Here is a 16,849-nt window from a genome sequence, read left to right as displayed (position 1 = left end):
TTTTCTGTTGCTGTTTTTGAATGTGTCCAGCACGCAATGGCCGGTTTGATCCGCTGATTTTTGCGCGTTTTTTTCCTCACCGCTGGCGCTAGCCTGATCATCCCAATCGAGACTCAAGGATGATCACGATGTCGGTACCAACCCTGCCTGCCAGCCACCCCGCAGGCGCAAGCAAACACCACGCACTGCTCAAACAAACCATCAGCGCACACTTTCAGACCGCCGCTCCGGAGCGCGTCCAGGCCTTGGCTCGGGCTACCCGCAAGATCGAACCGTGGCACGCGCAAAACCCCGAGCTCGACGACACCAACAAGGCGTCCTGGATCACCCAGAACGCGGTCGATAAAGCCCTGGCCCAGACCCAGGATGCACGCGCCTTTGCAGAACCTCTGCTGCGCCGCGCCTTGCGGCAAAAGTACGCAGTGAACGTCGACGTCAGAACCACGTACCTGCTGCTCTACATCCCCAAAGGTGGTTCGTGGGGATTACCCGACCCGTTGGGGGGTACCACCGCGCGCAGCGTGTCGTTGCTGGATGCCGCTCTGCACAACTTTGCCGTCGGCGAGGCGTTTATCAAAAAGGATTCGGCTTTCACCAGCCAACCCGACGCCCGCGGCCATTTCACCACCCAGCAGATCCAGCGCAACATGACCATCAAACAGTTCATGACGCTGTGCCGGGAACTGGACATCGGCAGGCAATACCAGGCGCATGTGAAGCAAATCCTCAAGCCCATCGGCGTGCTCGATCGGCTGGAGCTGAAGACCAAACTCATCGCCAATGAAAAGGCGATGTTCGAGAACGCCGCAGCGATGGCCCTGGCCAAGGGTGATATCAGCGACAACGCGTATGCGGTGGTCACCGGTCTGCTGGCGGGAAACACCGGCCTGACTTTGCTAGGCAAGGTCACTGAATGCTGCAATCTGTCTCTGCTCGGCACCACGCTGACCGGCATTGTGGTGTTCGGCCCGGTGGCGCAACAGGCCACCGGCAACGACCCGATCGTTGTCTATGTGCCCCACGATCCCGAACACCCTTTCAAGCAATACGACTCATGGAAAGCCTTCGTTCGTGAACTGGCGCGACAACTGCGTGAAAACACCATCGCCCCGTCATCGCAGATCAGTTATCGGCAGTTCTTCAGCCAGTTTGTCGATCAACAACAGCGCGGCCATTTCTTCGCCGGTTTGCAGGCGCGCCTGACCACACTGGCCTTTCACCGCGATGTTGAACCCGATCAACGCCCCGCATGGCGCGATGACCCCGTGGAACAGCCCGACCTGCAGTTTGTGCGCACGGCATTCACCGGCGATATGGCTGCGCATCTGTTTCAAACCAAGCTCGACAAGGTGCTCAAGGATGCCCGCGAGATCGCCATTTCCACGGCAGACGCCGACAGCCATGCGCGCAAGGCGTGGTGGGACAACTTCGCGAAAATCGCCTGGGACATCTTCAACGTCGCGCTGATGGTGGCGGCGCCTTTCGTTCCCGGTCTGGGCGAAATGATGCTGGCATACAGCGCTTTTCAGCTTGGCAAAGAAGTCATCACCGGCGTGGTCGACCTTGCCGAAGGTCAGTGGACCGAAGCCATCGATCATCTGGTGGGGGTCCTCGATCAAGTGGCGCAAACAGCCGCCATGGCCGCCGGTTTCAGCGCCGGCAAGCCGTTGCTCAACAAAGCCTCGGCGTTTGTCGACAGCCTGTTGCCGGTGCAGATGCCCGGCGGTGAAACGCGCTTGTGGAACCCCGATCTGGCGCCTTACCGACTCAAAGAGGTCGGCCTGACACCGGCCGCCCGATCCGACGCCGACGGCTTGCATCGCTACAACGGCAAGCAGATTTTGCGCGTTGACGACCAGCATTATGAAATCACCCGGGATGGCAAAACCGCTCAGCATTACATCAAGCACCCCGAACGCGCCGACGCCTACCGGCCCGAAGTCAGGCTCAACGGCGCGGGCGCCTGTGTGATCGAATTCGAGCACCCGCGCACATGGGATGACGCCAAGCTGCTGCGTCGGCTCGGCCCGGCCGCTGCCGCGCTCAGCGACGCCGAGCTGGAAACCGCACGGCAGATCAGCGGCACCGACACCGGTGAGTTGCGCCGCATGTACGTGGAAAACCTTCAGCCTCCGGTGCTGCTCACCGATACCCTCACCCGACTGGGCATCGACCGCGACATCGAAACCTTCATCGAGCAGATGCGCAGCGACGACCCGACGGTGTACGGCAGGGCCGATTCGGTCACCCAGTTGCAGATCATGACCCAGCATGGCATGTGGCCGAAAAACGCTTCGATGCGGGTCATCGATGGTCAGGGCAAGCAGCTCTGGGAACACAGCGAACCCCAGACACCGCTCGGCAGGAAACTGGTCGTGCAATTGCAGGAGCGTCAACTGCTCAAAGGGGAATTGCTCAGCACCGTCATGTCGACCCTGGATGACAACGGCACCGCTGTGATTCTCGACCAGCCGCCGGGCACACCCTCCGGCTCACTCGCTACGCGTACCCAGGCGCTGCGTACTCGCATTGTCGAGATCGCCGCACGCGAGCGGCAAAAACTTTTCGACGCCGATTACGCCAGCCGTGAAGACACCCGCAAAACCATGATCAGGACGATGCGCGAGCAGTTCCCCGAGATCCCGACGCGCGGCCTCGACAACCTGCTGGCCGTGGCCAGCGCATCCGAACGCAAAGTCATCGAAGATGAAGCTCGCCTGCCCCTGCGCCTCAAGCGCATCGCCCAGGAACTGCAACTGGAAACCCGCACCGCGCGCAGCTATGAAGGCTTTTACCGCGACTCGCTGATCAGCGCCGACACCGAACGTCTGGTGCTCAATGCCCTGCGCATTCATAGCGATGCCCTGGACGAGGTGCGCCTGGAAATTCGCCAGGACCGCTTCGACGGTGAACTGATCTGCAAGGCCGGGCCGGCGCAGGCGCAGGTCGTGCGCATTCTGGTCAAAGGCGAAAACAACAGCTATGAAGTGCGTGACCCTGCCAACACCCAGCTGCACGCAGCGGCGGACCTTTACCGTGCCGTGCTGCAGGCCCTGCCGGATAAACAACGGCAAAACCTCGGTTATCTGCCCCGTGAAGGCACGCAGTTCAAGCAATGGCTGATGGTGAAAACCGAGCCTGCGGTCGAGCGCCGTATTGCCCTCGACCCGCGCGATCCGCCGCCACCCGTGCCGACTCAGGATCTGCTGCTGTTGCGTGGCCCGACGCTGTCCCGGTCGCCACGAACCCTGGACGAACGGGTGACCGATCTGTACCCGCACTTCAACCCGCAAGAGGTCAGCCGTTTCGTCAAAGCCCTCACCGACCGGGGCGAGGCGAGCGAAACGCTGACTCGTCTGGAGCAAGAGCTTGGCGAGTTGCGCGATACGATCAACAGCTGGATGTTCGAACACGTTATCGACTGGGGCATGCACAGTTCCGACTTCCTCATGACCGGTGGCAAATACCTGACCGATCAGTTGCTGGAATGTTTCGAACGACGCAGCGATGTGCTGGGCAAACGTTCCGTTCATCCGCTGGCTGAATACGCCCTGGACTTGTCCAGCGAAGCACCCGGCTACGATCTCGAACGTTGGTGGAAGAAGCTGCCGGGCATTAAAAAGTACGCCAGGCAGATCGATACACTGAATGTCGACAACGTGCGTCTGAGATCAAAACAATCAAGCCTGCTCGATGATTTCAACCACGTACGTCATCTCAGTGCGCGCCACTGTGAGCTGCCTCGTTTGCCAATGGCCATCGGCAAAATGCAAGGCCTTGAAGTGTTGCGCCTGAGCGAGAACAACATTCATCTGAAGCCAGACGATGTCGAACGACTGCGCCACCTGACGCGTCTGGAAATTCTGCGCCTGGACGACAACCCGCTCGGCGCCCGAATCGACATCGGGCGTATGCCACGACTCAAGGTCCTGACACTGAACAACACCGGGATCGACACTTGGCCGGACGGGGTTTTCAACCATCGGCGCCCGCGAAGTTTTTTCCTCGACATGCAGCAAAACCCGATCACGGAAGTTCCCTCCGTGCCAGTGGGTTCGGATCAGGCCTTCATCATCGCGCGCACACGAATTTTCACCCTTAATCTCTCCGACGCAAACCGGATTGCCTACGAGGAATACCGAACCTCCGTTGGCTTCAGTGCGATCCATTTCTACTCCACCAAAGCCAATAACGAGATGACTCGCTGGCCCATCTATGAAGACCGGATCTGGCACAACCACGCCGGGCTCGGGACTTACCGCCAGGAAGCCTGGGGCGATCTGGCGACAGAACTGAATTCCAAGGGCTTTTTCAAAGTCATTGAAAATCTCAGACAGTCAGCTGACTACCTGGCCGGCGGTGAGCAACGCATGGAGTTGTCGCATCGGGTCTGGCGCACGATCGAGGCCGCCTATCTCAATCACGACTTGCGCGACGAACTGTTCATCATGACGACCGCCCCGACCACCTGCGCCGATGCCGGGGCACAGCTGTTCAACAACATGGGGATCAAAGTACTGGCCTCCGAAGCCCAATCGACGTCGACATCGGCCGCCGAACTGCAAACCTCGATGGTCACGCTGGCGCGTGGCGCTGCCCGTCTTGAAGCGGTCGGCGAGATCGCCCGGGCCGACATTCGTGGGCGTACGCAAGGCTTCGATGAAGTCGAAGTGCACCTGGCCTATGAAACCAATCTGGCTGCGCGTCTGCAGCTACCCTGGCAGTCTGAAAGCATGTTGTATCGGCAGATTGCGGACGTCAGCGATCAAGCCATTGATCGCGCCTACGACAAGGTGATTGCCGACGAACAGGGCGACGGTCTGGTCGATCGCATGCTCGATTTGTCGATCTGGTCGACCTTTCTCGAGGAAGCCTACCCGGCCGAATACAAACAGAATTTCCTGAGCTTTCAGGACAAGATCGGGCAGTTGGAGGATCTGCGGATCCTGCAGGAGCAATGGGTGAATGCCGCTGACTTACCGGCGACTCAGGCACAGTTGCGCGAACAAATGACCGCCCTCGCCAAACAGATTCCGGTAAGTGAAAGCCTGATCTTCACCGCTACAACCATGACCGAGCAAGCCTATGGGCAAATCTCGATTGATCTCGGCGAACAGAAAAAACAGCTCGGCCGAAACCTGACACGCACCGCGTTGAAAGAGGCCGGTCTCTGATCGGTAGCCCGCAGGATTGAACAACCCTTCAAGGCCGACGGTGCCCCCACCGTCGGCCTTGAAGTGTTATGCGTTCAGACTTCCGAATCCCAGATTACGGTGACATTGGCCCGGTACGTCTTGCTGACCCCGGTGAGCATTTCTTCGACATCCTTGCTGCCGACTTCAAAGTGCAGAATCCCGGCCTTGCGATCGACGTAATACCCCGGTGAAAAGATTTCGACGCCGCCTCCTCGAACCAGTCGGCGTCGATTGACCGGTTGGCCGCTGTCATCGGACAGGCCGGCGGGCAAGGTCACCGAAATATTCAGCGGCACCGCGTGGCCGCTGGACGGCTCATAGATCGAGCAGTTTTCCCCGCCGTCGGTGTGTTCGCATTCCAGTCCCATGCGAAAACGGCTGGAGGCCGACAGGTTGAACGTCTGGTCGCGGAACAGCCGCTCAGGCCGCCGATTGCGCTGTAGCCACGCCTGCCAGCCGCCCTCGGGCAGCAACTCAATACGATTGCCGCCGGGCGGCACTTCGACTTTGAGTGTGTGTTCCACGTCCAGGGTGAAATTGAAGGTCAGTTGATTGTCATTCGGGATCATCAGATCGCCGAAATCGAAATCCATGTTCGGCCCGACGGTGTAAGTCATCGAGCCACGATACTGTCCGGTCGACATGCCCAGGGGATTGGGTGTGCGCAACTCATAGGCGTATTCGGTCATCCGGTAATCGAGTGTCGGAATTTCGATCAGTGGTGCCAGCGCGCAGGCGCCGGCGTTCTCCGGAATCATCCAGAACCACAAAACCAGATTGGAGTTGCCAGTGACATGGATGGACTCGCAAGGCGCCGGCGGGTAACTCCAGGTACGTGGTCCCCATGATTGCATCGCATGGGCCGGAGGCGTGACATCCGCGCGATTGCCAATACCGGCAATGCGCATCTCCACTACCTGGCGATCACCGCGAACTGAAACCACTTCAAACCGGCGCCATTCGGACGGCACTTTGAACATCACGCCTTGCCGCGAATCACCCTGACCGGGCCCGACGTGATTGACCGGGATCGGGCCGCTGGACTTGAACGTCAAATCCCAGGTACGAATGCTGAAAATCCCCAGAGCCTCGCACCTGGCGGGGATATGCCCGGGGCAAACGCCGCTCTGCGGTGTGGTGTTGGTAAATTTATTGACCATCGGATTGCCCGGATCCGGGCGGAACACCGCAGTGATCTCCTGAATGGCGGCGCTGGCACTCGAGGCGCCCAGCGCCCAGAAAACGCCGGTCAGCCACATCAAGGCGCTCCGGCGTCTGGTGTAGGTTTGCAGGGTCATGATGGTTGTCCTGATGCAGACAGTGAGGGGATAAGCAGGCCGATCAAACCTCCGACTCCCAGATTACGGTGACGTTGGAGCGGTAGGTTTTATTGATGCCGGTGAGCATTTCTTCGACGTCCTTGCTGCCCACTTCAAAGTGCAGAACCCCGGCCTTGCGGTCGATGTAATGCCCGGGTAAAAACGTGTCAGCAGCGCTACCTCGAACCAATCGGCGCCGATTGATCGGCAGGCCACTGTCATCGATCAGGCCGGTGGGCAACGTCACAGCAATGTTCAGCGGCACCGCGTGGCCGCTGGACGACTCATAGATCGAACAGTTTTCCCCGCCGTCGGTGTGCTCGCATTCCAGGCGCATGCTAAAGCGACCGGACGCCGACAGGTTGAACGTCTGGTCGCGAAACAGCCGTTCCGGACGCCGATTTCGCTGCAGCCATGCCTGCCAGCCGCCCTGCGGTACCAACTCGATCCGATGACCACCGGGCGGCACATCGACCTTGAGTACGTGTTCCACCTCGAGGGTGAAATTGAAGGTCAGTTGATTGTCATTCGGGATCATCATGTCGCCGAAATCGAAATCCTGATTCGGCCCGACGCTGTAAGTGATGGAGCCGCGATATCGCCCCGTCGTCATGCCCAGCGGATTGGGCGTGCGCAGTTCATAGGCGTATTCGGTCATCAAGTAGTCGAGCGTGGGAATTTCGATCAGGTGCCTCATGGCACACGCACCCGCGCCCTCCGGCACCATCCAGAACCACAAGGCTATTCGACTGTTACCCGTTGCATGAACGCTTTGGCACGGCGCGGGTGCGCGCGACCAACGGCTGGGATCCCAAGAAGTAAACGCGTGAGCGGGCTCGGTCACATCGGCACGATTACCGATGCCGGCAATGCGCATCTCGACGGTCTGCTGCTCGCCACTGTCCGACACGACATCCAGACGGCGCCAATCGGACGGCAATTTGAACATCACCCCCTGCCGTGGGTCGAGGTTGCCCGGATCGGCCGTATTGATCCGCAGCGGTCCGCTGGCTTTGAACGTCAGGTCCCAGGTGCGAATGCTGAAGATCCCGAGGGCCTCGCACCTGGCGGGAATATGCCCGGGGCAAACACCGCTCTGCGGTGTGGTATTGGTGAATTTGTTGACCATCGGATTGCCCGGATCCGGGCGAAACACTGCGGTGATTTCCTGAGTGACGGCGCTGCTCAGCGACGCTGCCAGCATCAAAAAACCGCCCAGCACCCACGCCGCGTGGCGCGGGGGTGTGCCTGCAAGTTGCATTGTCATGGCGCTGTTCCTGAAAGGGCCTGACGAGGTGCCAGCGCTCAAGGCGCTAACGCCTCGAAAATCATGTGCACGCTGCCGTAGTAATGACCCGGCTGATAACCGCCCTCGGGCGGTTGCTGCGCAGCCACTTCAAGCCTCACACGTTTGCCCGGACGGGCATCGAAGTCGCTGACCACCTGATCGGAATCGAGGCTCAGGCGTTTGTGATTGAAGGTCACGATCAGCGGGATGTTGTCGCTGTCGTGGCCATTGCTCAGATACGGCTCGGCGGCGATGCGCGCGGAAATCGCACCGTTGCTGTTCTTCACATCGAAGTTTTTACGCAACGGCGCGAACTGCCCGGAGTCCGGGTTGAACGGCAAGGTCTGCTCGAGATGAATCCAGTCCGGCTCCGATGGCAGCACGAAGAACTCCGCCGTGGGAATCGTCACCGAGACCTCGAAGGTTTCGCGTTCGCTGATGGCTTGCACGCGCTCACTGGCGAGGACCAGCAGCGGCAACATCAGGGTCATGGAGATTGCCTTGAACATGGGGGTCACCTTGCACGCTCGTGTTGCGTCGTCATCCCTTGATTTCCAGGGCTTTACTGTCTTTGCCTTCGATCACCGTGAAGCTGTATTCACGGCCACTCTGCTTGGCGAACTCGAACGTACGCCCCGGCAGGATGTGATGCTTGGTGGTGGGCTGGCAGTCGGTTTCATCCTTGATCGAGCAATCGCGAAACTCATCGATCACCACCACCGAGTTGCCCTGGTTGCTGATCCGGTATTGCCCGGCGCTGTTGTCGATCACGCTGTTGAAGCGGGTCTGCGCCGGTCGCACGAAAAACACCGTGCCGTAGCCGGCCAACACGTTGACCCCGGCGTTGAGGCTCTTTTTGTAGTCTTCGCGTTCATCCGCCGAGACGGCGAATTCATCTTCCTTTTCCGGCACCACCGGGACGAAGCGCACGCGAAAATAACGCTCCTTCTCGCGCTCGCCCATGTACACCAGACGCGTGCCTTGCATGCCGTTGGCCGGCACGATCAAGCGCGCGGGGCTGGCCAGCAAGCCATCGCGCACGCGGCTGTCGTTCTGCGCGGCGAGCGGAATTTCCCGTGGCGTACCGTCGCCGTCGTAGACGATTTCGAGGATGTTGACCTTGACGAACGCGGTGCTGTCGCCACCGTTGAACACGCGTTTCAGGTAGGTGCTTTTGTCGGCGTCGAGGTAGTCGTAAACCACGCCGACATTGATTGCCGGAACGGCGTGGCCGGTCAGCGGCAATACGCCGGCCAACAACAATGCCCATCGATATTTCATGTGATTGATCTCCTTATGCTGAACAGTGAGCCAACCCGCAGGGGTCAGACTTTCCAATCCCGAAAGACGCTGAAGTGAATCAACCGGCCTTGTCGCGGGTGTGCAGGTTTTCCGCCAGCGTGTCCGCCGAGCAACGCAGGTCGCCGATCATCAGCACGTTGTTTTCAGTCCGCGCATTGGCGGTGTCGAGGCGGAACTGGCAGAGCAGACTCTCGCCGCGCCGCACTTCCAGGGTCGGCGCCGACGCATTCATTTCCATCGAGAAAAATCCGTCGACTTCGGTCACGCCACGACTGGCGTGGTTGATCACGTGATGGCCCTTGAGCGGCAGCCCTTGCGGGTCAAGCAGGCGACCGAGCACGGTGAAGGTTTTGCTCACGGTGATCTTGCGGTAGTCGACCCCGCCCTTGTTCAGGTGGTAGCGCGCACGGGCCGGCTGGATGCTCGCCGAGGGCGTGTGATTGCCTTCGAAATCGAAGCTGACCGAGCTGTTCTTGTAAGCGGTCAGCGGCACGTAATTGCGCCCTGGGCGCAGGGTCGCGCTGCCGCCGCTGAGGTCGTCGGCGCGCAGGGCGATCTCGTCCAGATCGGTTTCCACGTCGATGATCATCCCGGCGCCGGCGGTCTGTTGCTGGCTGGTCATGACCATGTGCCGGCCGCCCACCGCGACGGTGCTGTCGAGGTTCAGGCCACCGGTGTAATCACCGTTGAACGAAGAACGCTGGAGAAAGGCATCGCCATTGACCACATCATTCTGGAAATTGGTCATGCCCGTCAGGCCTACACCGTAAGTGTCGGCCAATGCGGTGACGGAGACGCTTTGTAGCACGTGATCCTGCAAGGTCTTGCGGTAGGACAGCGAGCCATTGTTGTCGCGCCCGCCATCGCGTGAGGTGCGCGTACCGAGGCTGCCGGACCATTGCTCACCCGGCCCGCCGAGGGCGATGCTGACACTCAGATCGACCCCGCGATTGCGTGCATCGCCACTGCTGTAACTGCCTGGTCGATCAAACACCGAGAAGCGCCAGTTGGCATCGCTGCCGAACAACACCGTGCGTTGCGACCAGCCCAGATCCAGCGCGGTGCCCGAGACATTGCCTTCGCTGTAGGCGACGCGGGCGTTTAAGGAATTCTTGCTGTTGATTCGATGATTGAGCGCCAGCGATGAACTGCTGGTCTGGCCGATGAACACGTTGCGCTGCCGCACCCGCGTACCGTCAGGCAGGGTTTCGTAAGTGTTGGTGGTGTCCAGCCAACTGCGATTGTGGGTGGCGAACAGACTGCCCGAGCCATAGTTGTACATGGCTTGCAGGTCCATGCCGGTGCCGTGCTCTTCGGTCTGATAGAGGTTGGCGTACAGGCTGGTGCTGTCGAGCAGGTTCCAGTCGATGGACGTACCGTATTGCTGCTTGCCCTGAATCTGCCGCGCCGACAGCCCGAGAATCACCCGTGGATGCAGCAGGTAATTGACCGCCGCACCGGCGGTGGTGTCGCCGCTGGCCTGATCGTCCCAGTTGCTCAGCAGTTTGCTTTCCTGTCCGGCGAACAGGCTGTAGCGCCAGCGCTCATCGTGGTTGCGCCAGTTGGTCGGTTTGTAGACGAGTTCCTGAGTGGTCGAGGTGATCTGGCCGTCTTCGATCAGGCGTACTTCGACTTCGTAAATGCCGCCCGGTAATGGCCGGGTGTCGAGGGTCTGCAAACCGGCGGCAACGGCTTGAGTGTTGACCAGCAAGCCGTTGCGGTAAATCTCCACCGAGGCTTGGCGGTTGGCGGTGACGTAGATCGGATAGACGCTCGGCGTCGGGCTGTTCACCGCCAGACTGTCGGAGCTGCCGTACATCAGCCCCACCGCCGTGTCGGGACTGGCGCCGAACGAACGCAACTGGCGGGTCAGGCCATCGGAGCCGGGGGTGAAATAACCGAGACGCAAGAATGTCCCAGGCAATTCACGCTGGGCGAACAATTCATGCACGGCGTGGTACAGCGTGTCGTCCGGATCGCCGAGCCGCGCCAATTGCAGATTGACCCGTTGCGTCCAGTTGCCGAGGCTGCTGCTGGCCTCCAGGCCGTAGCGCCCGCCGAGGTCCTGATCCTGACCGCCATTGAGGTTCAACTGATTGCGTACGATCAACCCGGTGCTGCCGTTTTCCGGCAGTTCGTAATAGCGTTGGACGCTGGTGTCGCGCTCAGCGTTTTCGGTGGCGATCGACAGCAACGAGCTCTGCAGGTTGTAGTGCAGCGCGAGCAACTGTTCCGGGCAATTGCTCTGACAGGCGCCCAGCGGCGCACCTTGTTGCAAATACGCGGCCCAGGCTTCGCGCTCCACGGCCGGGATCTGGCTGTCACCGGTATCGGTGAATTCCAGCAAAGTGACGCGATCATCCTGGCTCAACACGATCATCGCCTCACCGAGAAACTGTTGATCACGCTCCACACGAACCGCCAATGGCACGTCGAAAAAGTGCTCTTCGAAATCCGCCGGCAAGCCCTTGGCCTGGGCCAGCAGACTGCGCGGTGTTGTGCCGTTGTCGTTAGTTGCAGCCACAGCGCTGGCACATAAAAAAAAGGCGAGCGCAGCCGCGATGGGCGTCATCGGGAACATGATCTTGATATCCAGGTTACATAAGAAGTCGGGCCCCGACGGTTATCCGTGGATAACCGTCGAGGACGACTATTGAACAAACAACACTTTATTCAACACGTCGCGCTATCAAGGCTTGATAACAGGCTCGAAGACCACCGCGAAACTGCCGGTGTAGTTGCCGTTCTGGGTCGCGCTTGGGGTATCGGCCTTGATGCGCAAGGTGCGTTGAACGCCCGGGACCGATTCCGTTTCGTTGACGATTTCGGTAGTGGTATTACCCAGTTCGATACCACCAACCGACACCGTCAGCGGGATGTTGTCACGACCGTTGTACAGCGACGCGGTGCCGTCGATCAGCGCGTTGATCGAGCCTTTCGGGTCGGTGTGCTTGAGGTTGAAGATATGGTCGATGGTGGACATTTCACCGCTGTCGAGCTGGCTCATCACTTCGTCACGACCGAAGTCCGGGTTCTGCGGCTTGATCACGAACAGCGAGGTCGGAACGAAGGCGCGCACGTTGATGACCTGTGGATACGGTTCTACAGCGAAAGCCATCGAGGAGCTCATGGCCAGACCTGCGAGCGAAGCGGCGATTGCGAGTTTCTTGAACATCGTTCAGTACCTGTTTTCTTGATGAGGATCGGATCATTGAAAGTTCAAACAACGCCTGCCTGAATCGAGCCGTGTTGTTTTGAACTTTCAACGCCGGAGCATCATCGGCTTTTAGCCTTGGAAAGTAAGCAGGCAACTTCCGACGATCGCGTAGTTAAAAGCCCTCGCGACACGCCGGAAAAAAGAACGAAAAACGAGATTATCAAACAGTGGATGTAAGTTATGCCTTACATACAGTTTTTATGGAAAAACCATACAGCGGATCAAACTAATAAATACGGGCTTATCACGCCAACCAGAATATAACCGCGAAATTAATAGAGTGATAGCTTTAACTTTTCGGACATTAATCCACGGAAAAAAACTTGAAAGAAAAAACTTTCGATTTGCCCGGCACGTCGTCCCTTCGTGCACACCCACCGCTCGTCGCCTGAAGGATGCGTCCGACAAAAACGCCTTGCGACATCCTTAAGATATATCTTAAGTTGTATCTAAACACGACGATAGAGCAGAGAAAAATGAGAGACCATCATTCCCCCCACCGCGAACACGGCGACGGCCGCGACGGTTTTGAGAAACGCCCCGGTCGTGAACGCGGCGGTCGCGGCCCGCGAGTTTTCGCCCCCGGCGACCTGAAATTGCTGTTGCTGGCGCTGATCGCCGAACAGCCGTGCCACGGCTACGACCTGATCCGCCAGATCGAAGGCATGTTCGACGGTGCCTACAGCCCGAGCCCCGGCGTGATTTACCCGACCCTGACTTTCCTCGAAGAAAGCGACCTTATTACCGGCGACGCCGAGGGCGGTAAAAAACGCTACAGCGCCACCGACGCCGGTCGTTCGTCTTTAAGCGAACAAGCCGTAGCGCTGGACGGCGTGCGCATGCGCATCGACGTCAGCAAGCGTTCGCTGCGCGGCCATGATCGCCCGCCTGAAATCCACGAAGCGGTGCATAACCTGCGCCATGCCCTGCAAATGCACCACGGACGCTGGAGCCCGGAAGAAATCCTGCGCGTGCGGGACCTGCTCAACGACACCGCCAAAGCCATCGTCGACGGCCCTGCCGTTCAACCTGCCTCGGAGAAAGCCGAATGACTGCAGTCGATACCCAAACCATTCACCGCGTGATGCACGAAATCAAACGCCGCAAGCTGGAAGTGTTGCGCGTGGTCGACCTGACCCCACGCATGCGCCGCATCACCCTCGGCGGGCCGGAACTGGCCGGATTTATCAGCCTGGGCACTGACGATCACGTCAAACTGCTGTTCCCGCAGAACGCCGAACAGGCCGCCGCACTGGACAACCTGGGGCTCGGCGCCGGCAAGGACGATGGACCGAAACCCGAAATGCGCGACTACACCCCGCGCCGCTATGACCTCGATGCGCTGGAACTGGACATCGATTTCGTCCTGCACGGCGATGGCCCTGCGTCGACCTGGGCGGAACAGGCCACCGTCGGCCAGTTCCTGCACATCGGCGGGCCACGTGGCTCGATGATCGTCCCGGACATTTTCGACAGTTACTTGTTGATCGGCGACGAAACCGCCCTGCCCGCTATTGCCCGCCGCCTCGAAGGCCTGGCCGCCAATCGCAAGGCACTGGTGGTGATCGAAGTGGAAAACGGTGCCGAGCAGCAAGTGCTCGAGAGCGCCGCACAGGTCAATGTGATCTGGGTATTGCGCGACGGCGGCAAGGACAACCTGCTGAGCACGGTCAAGCAGTTGCAAGTGCCCAAGGGCAATCTGTACGCGTGGGTGGCGACCGAGACCAAGGTGTCACGGCAGATTCGCCGGGTGCTGATCGATGAGCATGGGCTTGATGAGCAACTGATCAAAGCCGTCGGCTACTGGCGCGCCGAGAGCACTGAAGAAGAGTGATATCCCCCTGTAGGAGCTGCCGAAGGTTGCGATCCTTTGATCTTGTTTTTGAACAATCAACGTCAAAAGATCGCAGCCTGCGGCAGCTCCTACAGGTGCTTTAACTCCGTGCAAATTTGCAGCGGTCGAGGCCGATCAGCGCCAACCCAATCAGCACAAACCCCAGCAATATCCCCCCGGCATTGATCAGCACCTGTGGATAACCCAACACCGCCACATCAATGAACGGGTACGCATACGCACCGAGCAAATGCCCGCGCAGCAAGGCGTAGATGAAATACACCAGCGGATAAATCAGCCACACCGGCAGATGCCACCAGCGCAACGTGCCTTTCGGTACGCAAAACCACCAATAGCCCAGAAACAGCAATGGCATCACGTCGTGCAGCAATTCATCAGCGATGAATTGCCAGCCTTCGGGATGCCACAGATGCCGTAGCAAAAGGCTGTAGGCCAAGCCGACCACAGCAATGCTCACGGCAATCGCGCTACTGACCCACGGCTGCAGGAACCAGCGGCGTGCAGCAGATTCGCGATCGGTCACGGCACAGGTCAGCACCGTCGCCACCAGCGTATTGGTCAGAATCGTGAAGTAGCTGAAAAAACTCACCAACCCGCCCAACAGGCTGGCGCCGACGCTCAAGCGTGCGAAGAAAATCAGGTACAGCTGAATGCCCAACCCCGCCCAGCCCAGTAAGGCTGCGCAGGTAATCAGGCGTCGCCGCGAGCCGGCGTCCATGTCAGAGCGGTCGCTTGGTGCGCATCAACTTCACGTACAGACGCTCGACCTTCTCCCGTGCCCATGGGGTTTTGCGCAGGAACGTCAGGCTCGAATTGATGCTCGGATCGCTCTTGAAGCAACGAATATCGATGCGCTCGGCCAGCCCCGACCATTCGTAATGGCTCACCAGTGCGTTGAGGATCTGTTCAAGGGTCACGCCATGCAGTGGATCGGGGGTTTGTTCGTTCATGCCAGGCCTTTGGGCGAAGTGAAAATGCAGAAGCCGCGCACCTTAGCCGAGGGGGTGTTCGGGTGGAAGGCCTACCTTCAAATGTAGGCCAACCTGAAAAGATCGCAGGCTGCGAACCGGCCGACAATGCGCCCGTTTGCCGCACTGTTACCGAATCCGAAACGCTGCATGTTCACAAAAGGCCTTTGTCTTTTTGTAACAGATCATTATCCTGCCGCCCTTCTGCTGAACCGCTTCACTGCCTGCGACATATTGAAGCGCTCGAATTGCACTCCCGAAAACACCAAAAAAAGACTTAGCCATGCCCGATTTTTCCTTCTCCCGAGACAGCGCTATCTCAGCCCTGCGCACCCTTGGCGGCTGCACCGCTCTGGGCCTCGCCACCTGCGCACAAGCGGCGCCCGCGTTCGACAGCGAATCACCGTACATGCTCGGTGACTGGAACGGCACGCGCACAGAACTCTCGGAAAAAGGCTACGACTTCAAACTCGATTACACCGGCGAAATGGGCAGCAACCTGCACGGCGGCTACGACCACGACCGCACCGCGCGTTACAGCGATCAGTTCGGTCTGGGCACGCACCTCGACCTGCAGAAGATCCTCGGCTGGGACGACGCCGAGTTTCAACTGACCATCACCAAGCGCAGCGGCAACAACATCAGCAACGACCGCATCAACGATCCGCGCGTCGGCGGCTTCACTTCCGCCCAGGAAGTCTGGGGCCGTGGCCAGACCACGCGCCTGACGCAGATGTGGTACCAGCAGAAATTCTTCGACCAGAAACTCGACATCAAGGTCGGCCGTTTTGGCGAAGGCGAAGACTTCAACACGTTCCCGTGCGACTTCCAGAACCTCGCGTTCTGCGGCTCGCAGGTCGGCAACTGGGTCGGCGGCATCTGGTACAACTGGCCGGTCAGCCAATGGGCGATGCGCGTCAAATATCACCTGACCCCAGAGCTGTACGCGCAGGTCGGCGCCTACGAACAGAACCCGTCGAACCTCGATCGCGGCAACGGTTTCAAACTCAGCGGCAGCGGCACCCAGGGCGCGATCCTGCCGATCGAACTGGTGTGGACACCCAAGCTCAACGGCCTGCCGGGCGAATACCGCGCCGGTTACTACTACAGCAACGCCAAGGCCACCGATGCCTACAAAGATCAGAACGGCCAACCGGCAGCCCTCAGCGGCGAAGCCTACCGCAGCGCGTCGAGCAAACACGGCGTGTGGCTGGGCATCCAGCAGCAGATCACCAGCGTCGCCAGCGACAACAGCCGCGGCTTGAGTGTGTTCGCCAACGGCACGATGCACGACAAGAAAACCAACGCCATCGACAACTACGTGCAGGCCGGCATCACCTACAAAGGCCCGTTCGACGCGCGCGCCAAGGACGATATCGGTTTCGCCCTCGCCCGCGTACACGTCAACCCGGCCTACCGCAAAAACGCCGAAGCGACCAACCAGGCCAACGCCGTCTACGACTATGACGATCCATCGTTCCTGCCGCCGCAAGACACCGAATACAGCGCCGAGCTGTATTACGGCGTGCACGTGACCAATTGGCTGACCGTACGCCCGAACCTGCAATACATCCGCCACCCCGGTGGCGTGAACAACGTCGACGACGCCCTGATCGGCGGGATCAAGATCCAGTCTTCGTTCTAAAGAACACTGCAAAAACCTGTGGGAGCTGCGGTGCGACGATTCGACTTGCCAGCGATGCGA

General features: G+C 59.5%; 12 protein-coding genes. 4 read left to right on the top strand and 8 right to left on the bottom strand.

The window, feature by feature from the left end; translation table 11 throughout:
• Window positions 1-128: 128 nt before the first annotated feature.
• Window positions 129-5,174: a dermonecrotic toxin domain-containing protein gene (locus EJA71_RS26730; RefSeq protein WP_158960998.1), complete on the top strand. Its 5,046-nt coding sequence runs from the start codon at window positions 129-131 to the stop codon at window positions 5,172-5,174.
• A gap of 74 nt (window positions 5,175-5,248) precedes the next feature.
• Here the strand turns inward: EJA71_RS26730 and EJA71_RS26725 are convergent, their stop codons facing one another.
• From EJA71_RS26725 to EJA71_RS26700, 6 genes are all read right to left on the bottom strand, one after another.
• Window positions 5,249-6,493: a hypothetical protein gene (locus EJA71_RS26725; protein ID WP_256671842.1), complete on the bottom strand. Its 1,245-nt coding sequence runs from the start codon at window positions 6,491-6,493 to the stop codon at window positions 5,249-5,251.
• 43 nt (window positions 6,494-6,536) lie between these two features.
• Window positions 6,537-7,781: a hypothetical protein gene (locus EJA71_RS26720; protein ID WP_306110085.1), complete on the bottom strand. Its 1,245-nt coding sequence runs from the start codon at window positions 7,779-7,781 to the stop codon at window positions 6,537-6,539.
• 38 nt (window positions 7,782-7,819) lie between these two features.
• Entirely contained in the window at window positions 7,820-8,311 is a 492-nt protein-coding gene (locus EJA71_RS26715) for a CS1 type fimbrial major subunit (protein ID WP_158960996.1), read from the bottom strand.
• A 31-nt stretch (window positions 8,312-8,342) separates the two neighbouring features.
• Window positions 8,343-9,083, bottom strand: coding sequence for a molecular chaperone (locus tag EJA71_RS26710; RefSeq protein ID WP_158960994.1), 741 nt, complete (start codon window positions 9,081-9,083; stop codon window positions 8,343-8,345).
• A gap of 79 nt (window positions 9,084-9,162) precedes the next feature.
• Entirely contained in the window at window positions 9,163-11,685 is a 2,523-nt protein-coding gene (locus EJA71_RS26705; protein ID WP_158960992.1) for a TcfC E-set like domain-containing protein, read from the bottom strand.
• Window positions 11,686-11,793: 108 nt separating this feature from the next.
• The gene (locus EJA71_RS26700) at window positions 11,794-12,279 is read right to left on the bottom strand and encodes a CS1 type fimbrial major subunit (protein ID WP_158960990.1); all 486 of its coding nucleotides are present in this window, start codon (window positions 12,277-12,279) and stop codon (window positions 11,794-11,796) included.
• A gap of 518 nt (window positions 12,280-12,797) precedes the next feature.
• Here EJA71_RS26700 and EJA71_RS26695 point away from each other — a divergent pair.
• Window positions 12,798-13,373, top strand: coding sequence for a PadR family transcriptional regulator (locus EJA71_RS26695; RefSeq protein WP_158960988.1), 576 nt, complete (start codon window positions 12,798-12,800; stop codon window positions 13,371-13,373).
• Entirely contained in the window at window positions 13,370-14,155 is a 786-nt protein-coding gene (locus tag EJA71_RS26690; protein WP_158960986.1) for a siderophore-interacting protein, read from the top strand. Before EJA71_RS26695 ends, EJA71_RS26690 begins: the two co-directional genes overlap by 4 nt.
• Window positions 14,156-14,255: 100 nt before the next feature.
• Here the strand turns inward: EJA71_RS26690 and EJA71_RS26685 are convergent, their stop codons facing one another.
• On the bottom strand, window positions 14,256-14,894 hold the full coding sequence (locus tag EJA71_RS26685) for a Pr6Pr family membrane protein (RefSeq protein ID WP_158960984.1): 639 nt from the start codon (window positions 14,892-14,894) through the stop codon (window positions 14,256-14,258).
• Between the two features lies 1 nt (window position 14,895).
• Window positions 14,896-15,126: a VF530 family DNA-binding protein gene (locus EJA71_RS26680; protein WP_158960982.1), complete on the bottom strand. Its 231-nt coding sequence runs from the start codon at window positions 15,124-15,126 to the stop codon at window positions 14,896-14,898.
• 301 nt (window positions 15,127-15,427) lie between these two features.
• Between EJA71_RS26680 and EJA71_RS26675 the strand changes: the two genes are divergently transcribed.
• Window positions 15,428-16,789, top strand: coding sequence for a carbohydrate porin (locus tag EJA71_RS26675; protein WP_158960980.1), 1,362 nt, complete (start codon window positions 15,428-15,430; stop codon window positions 16,787-16,789).
• The last annotated feature ends 60 nt before the right edge of the window (window positions 16,790-16,849 follow it).

The organism is Pseudomonas sp. PB106, assembly GCF_009764645.1.
GTDB lineage: Bacteria > Pseudomonadota > Gammaproteobacteria > Pseudomonadales > Pseudomonadaceae > Aquipseudomonas.
The sequence above is the reverse complement of the archived record's forward strand: the minus strand, read 5'-3'. Positions and strand labels throughout refer to the sequence as shown.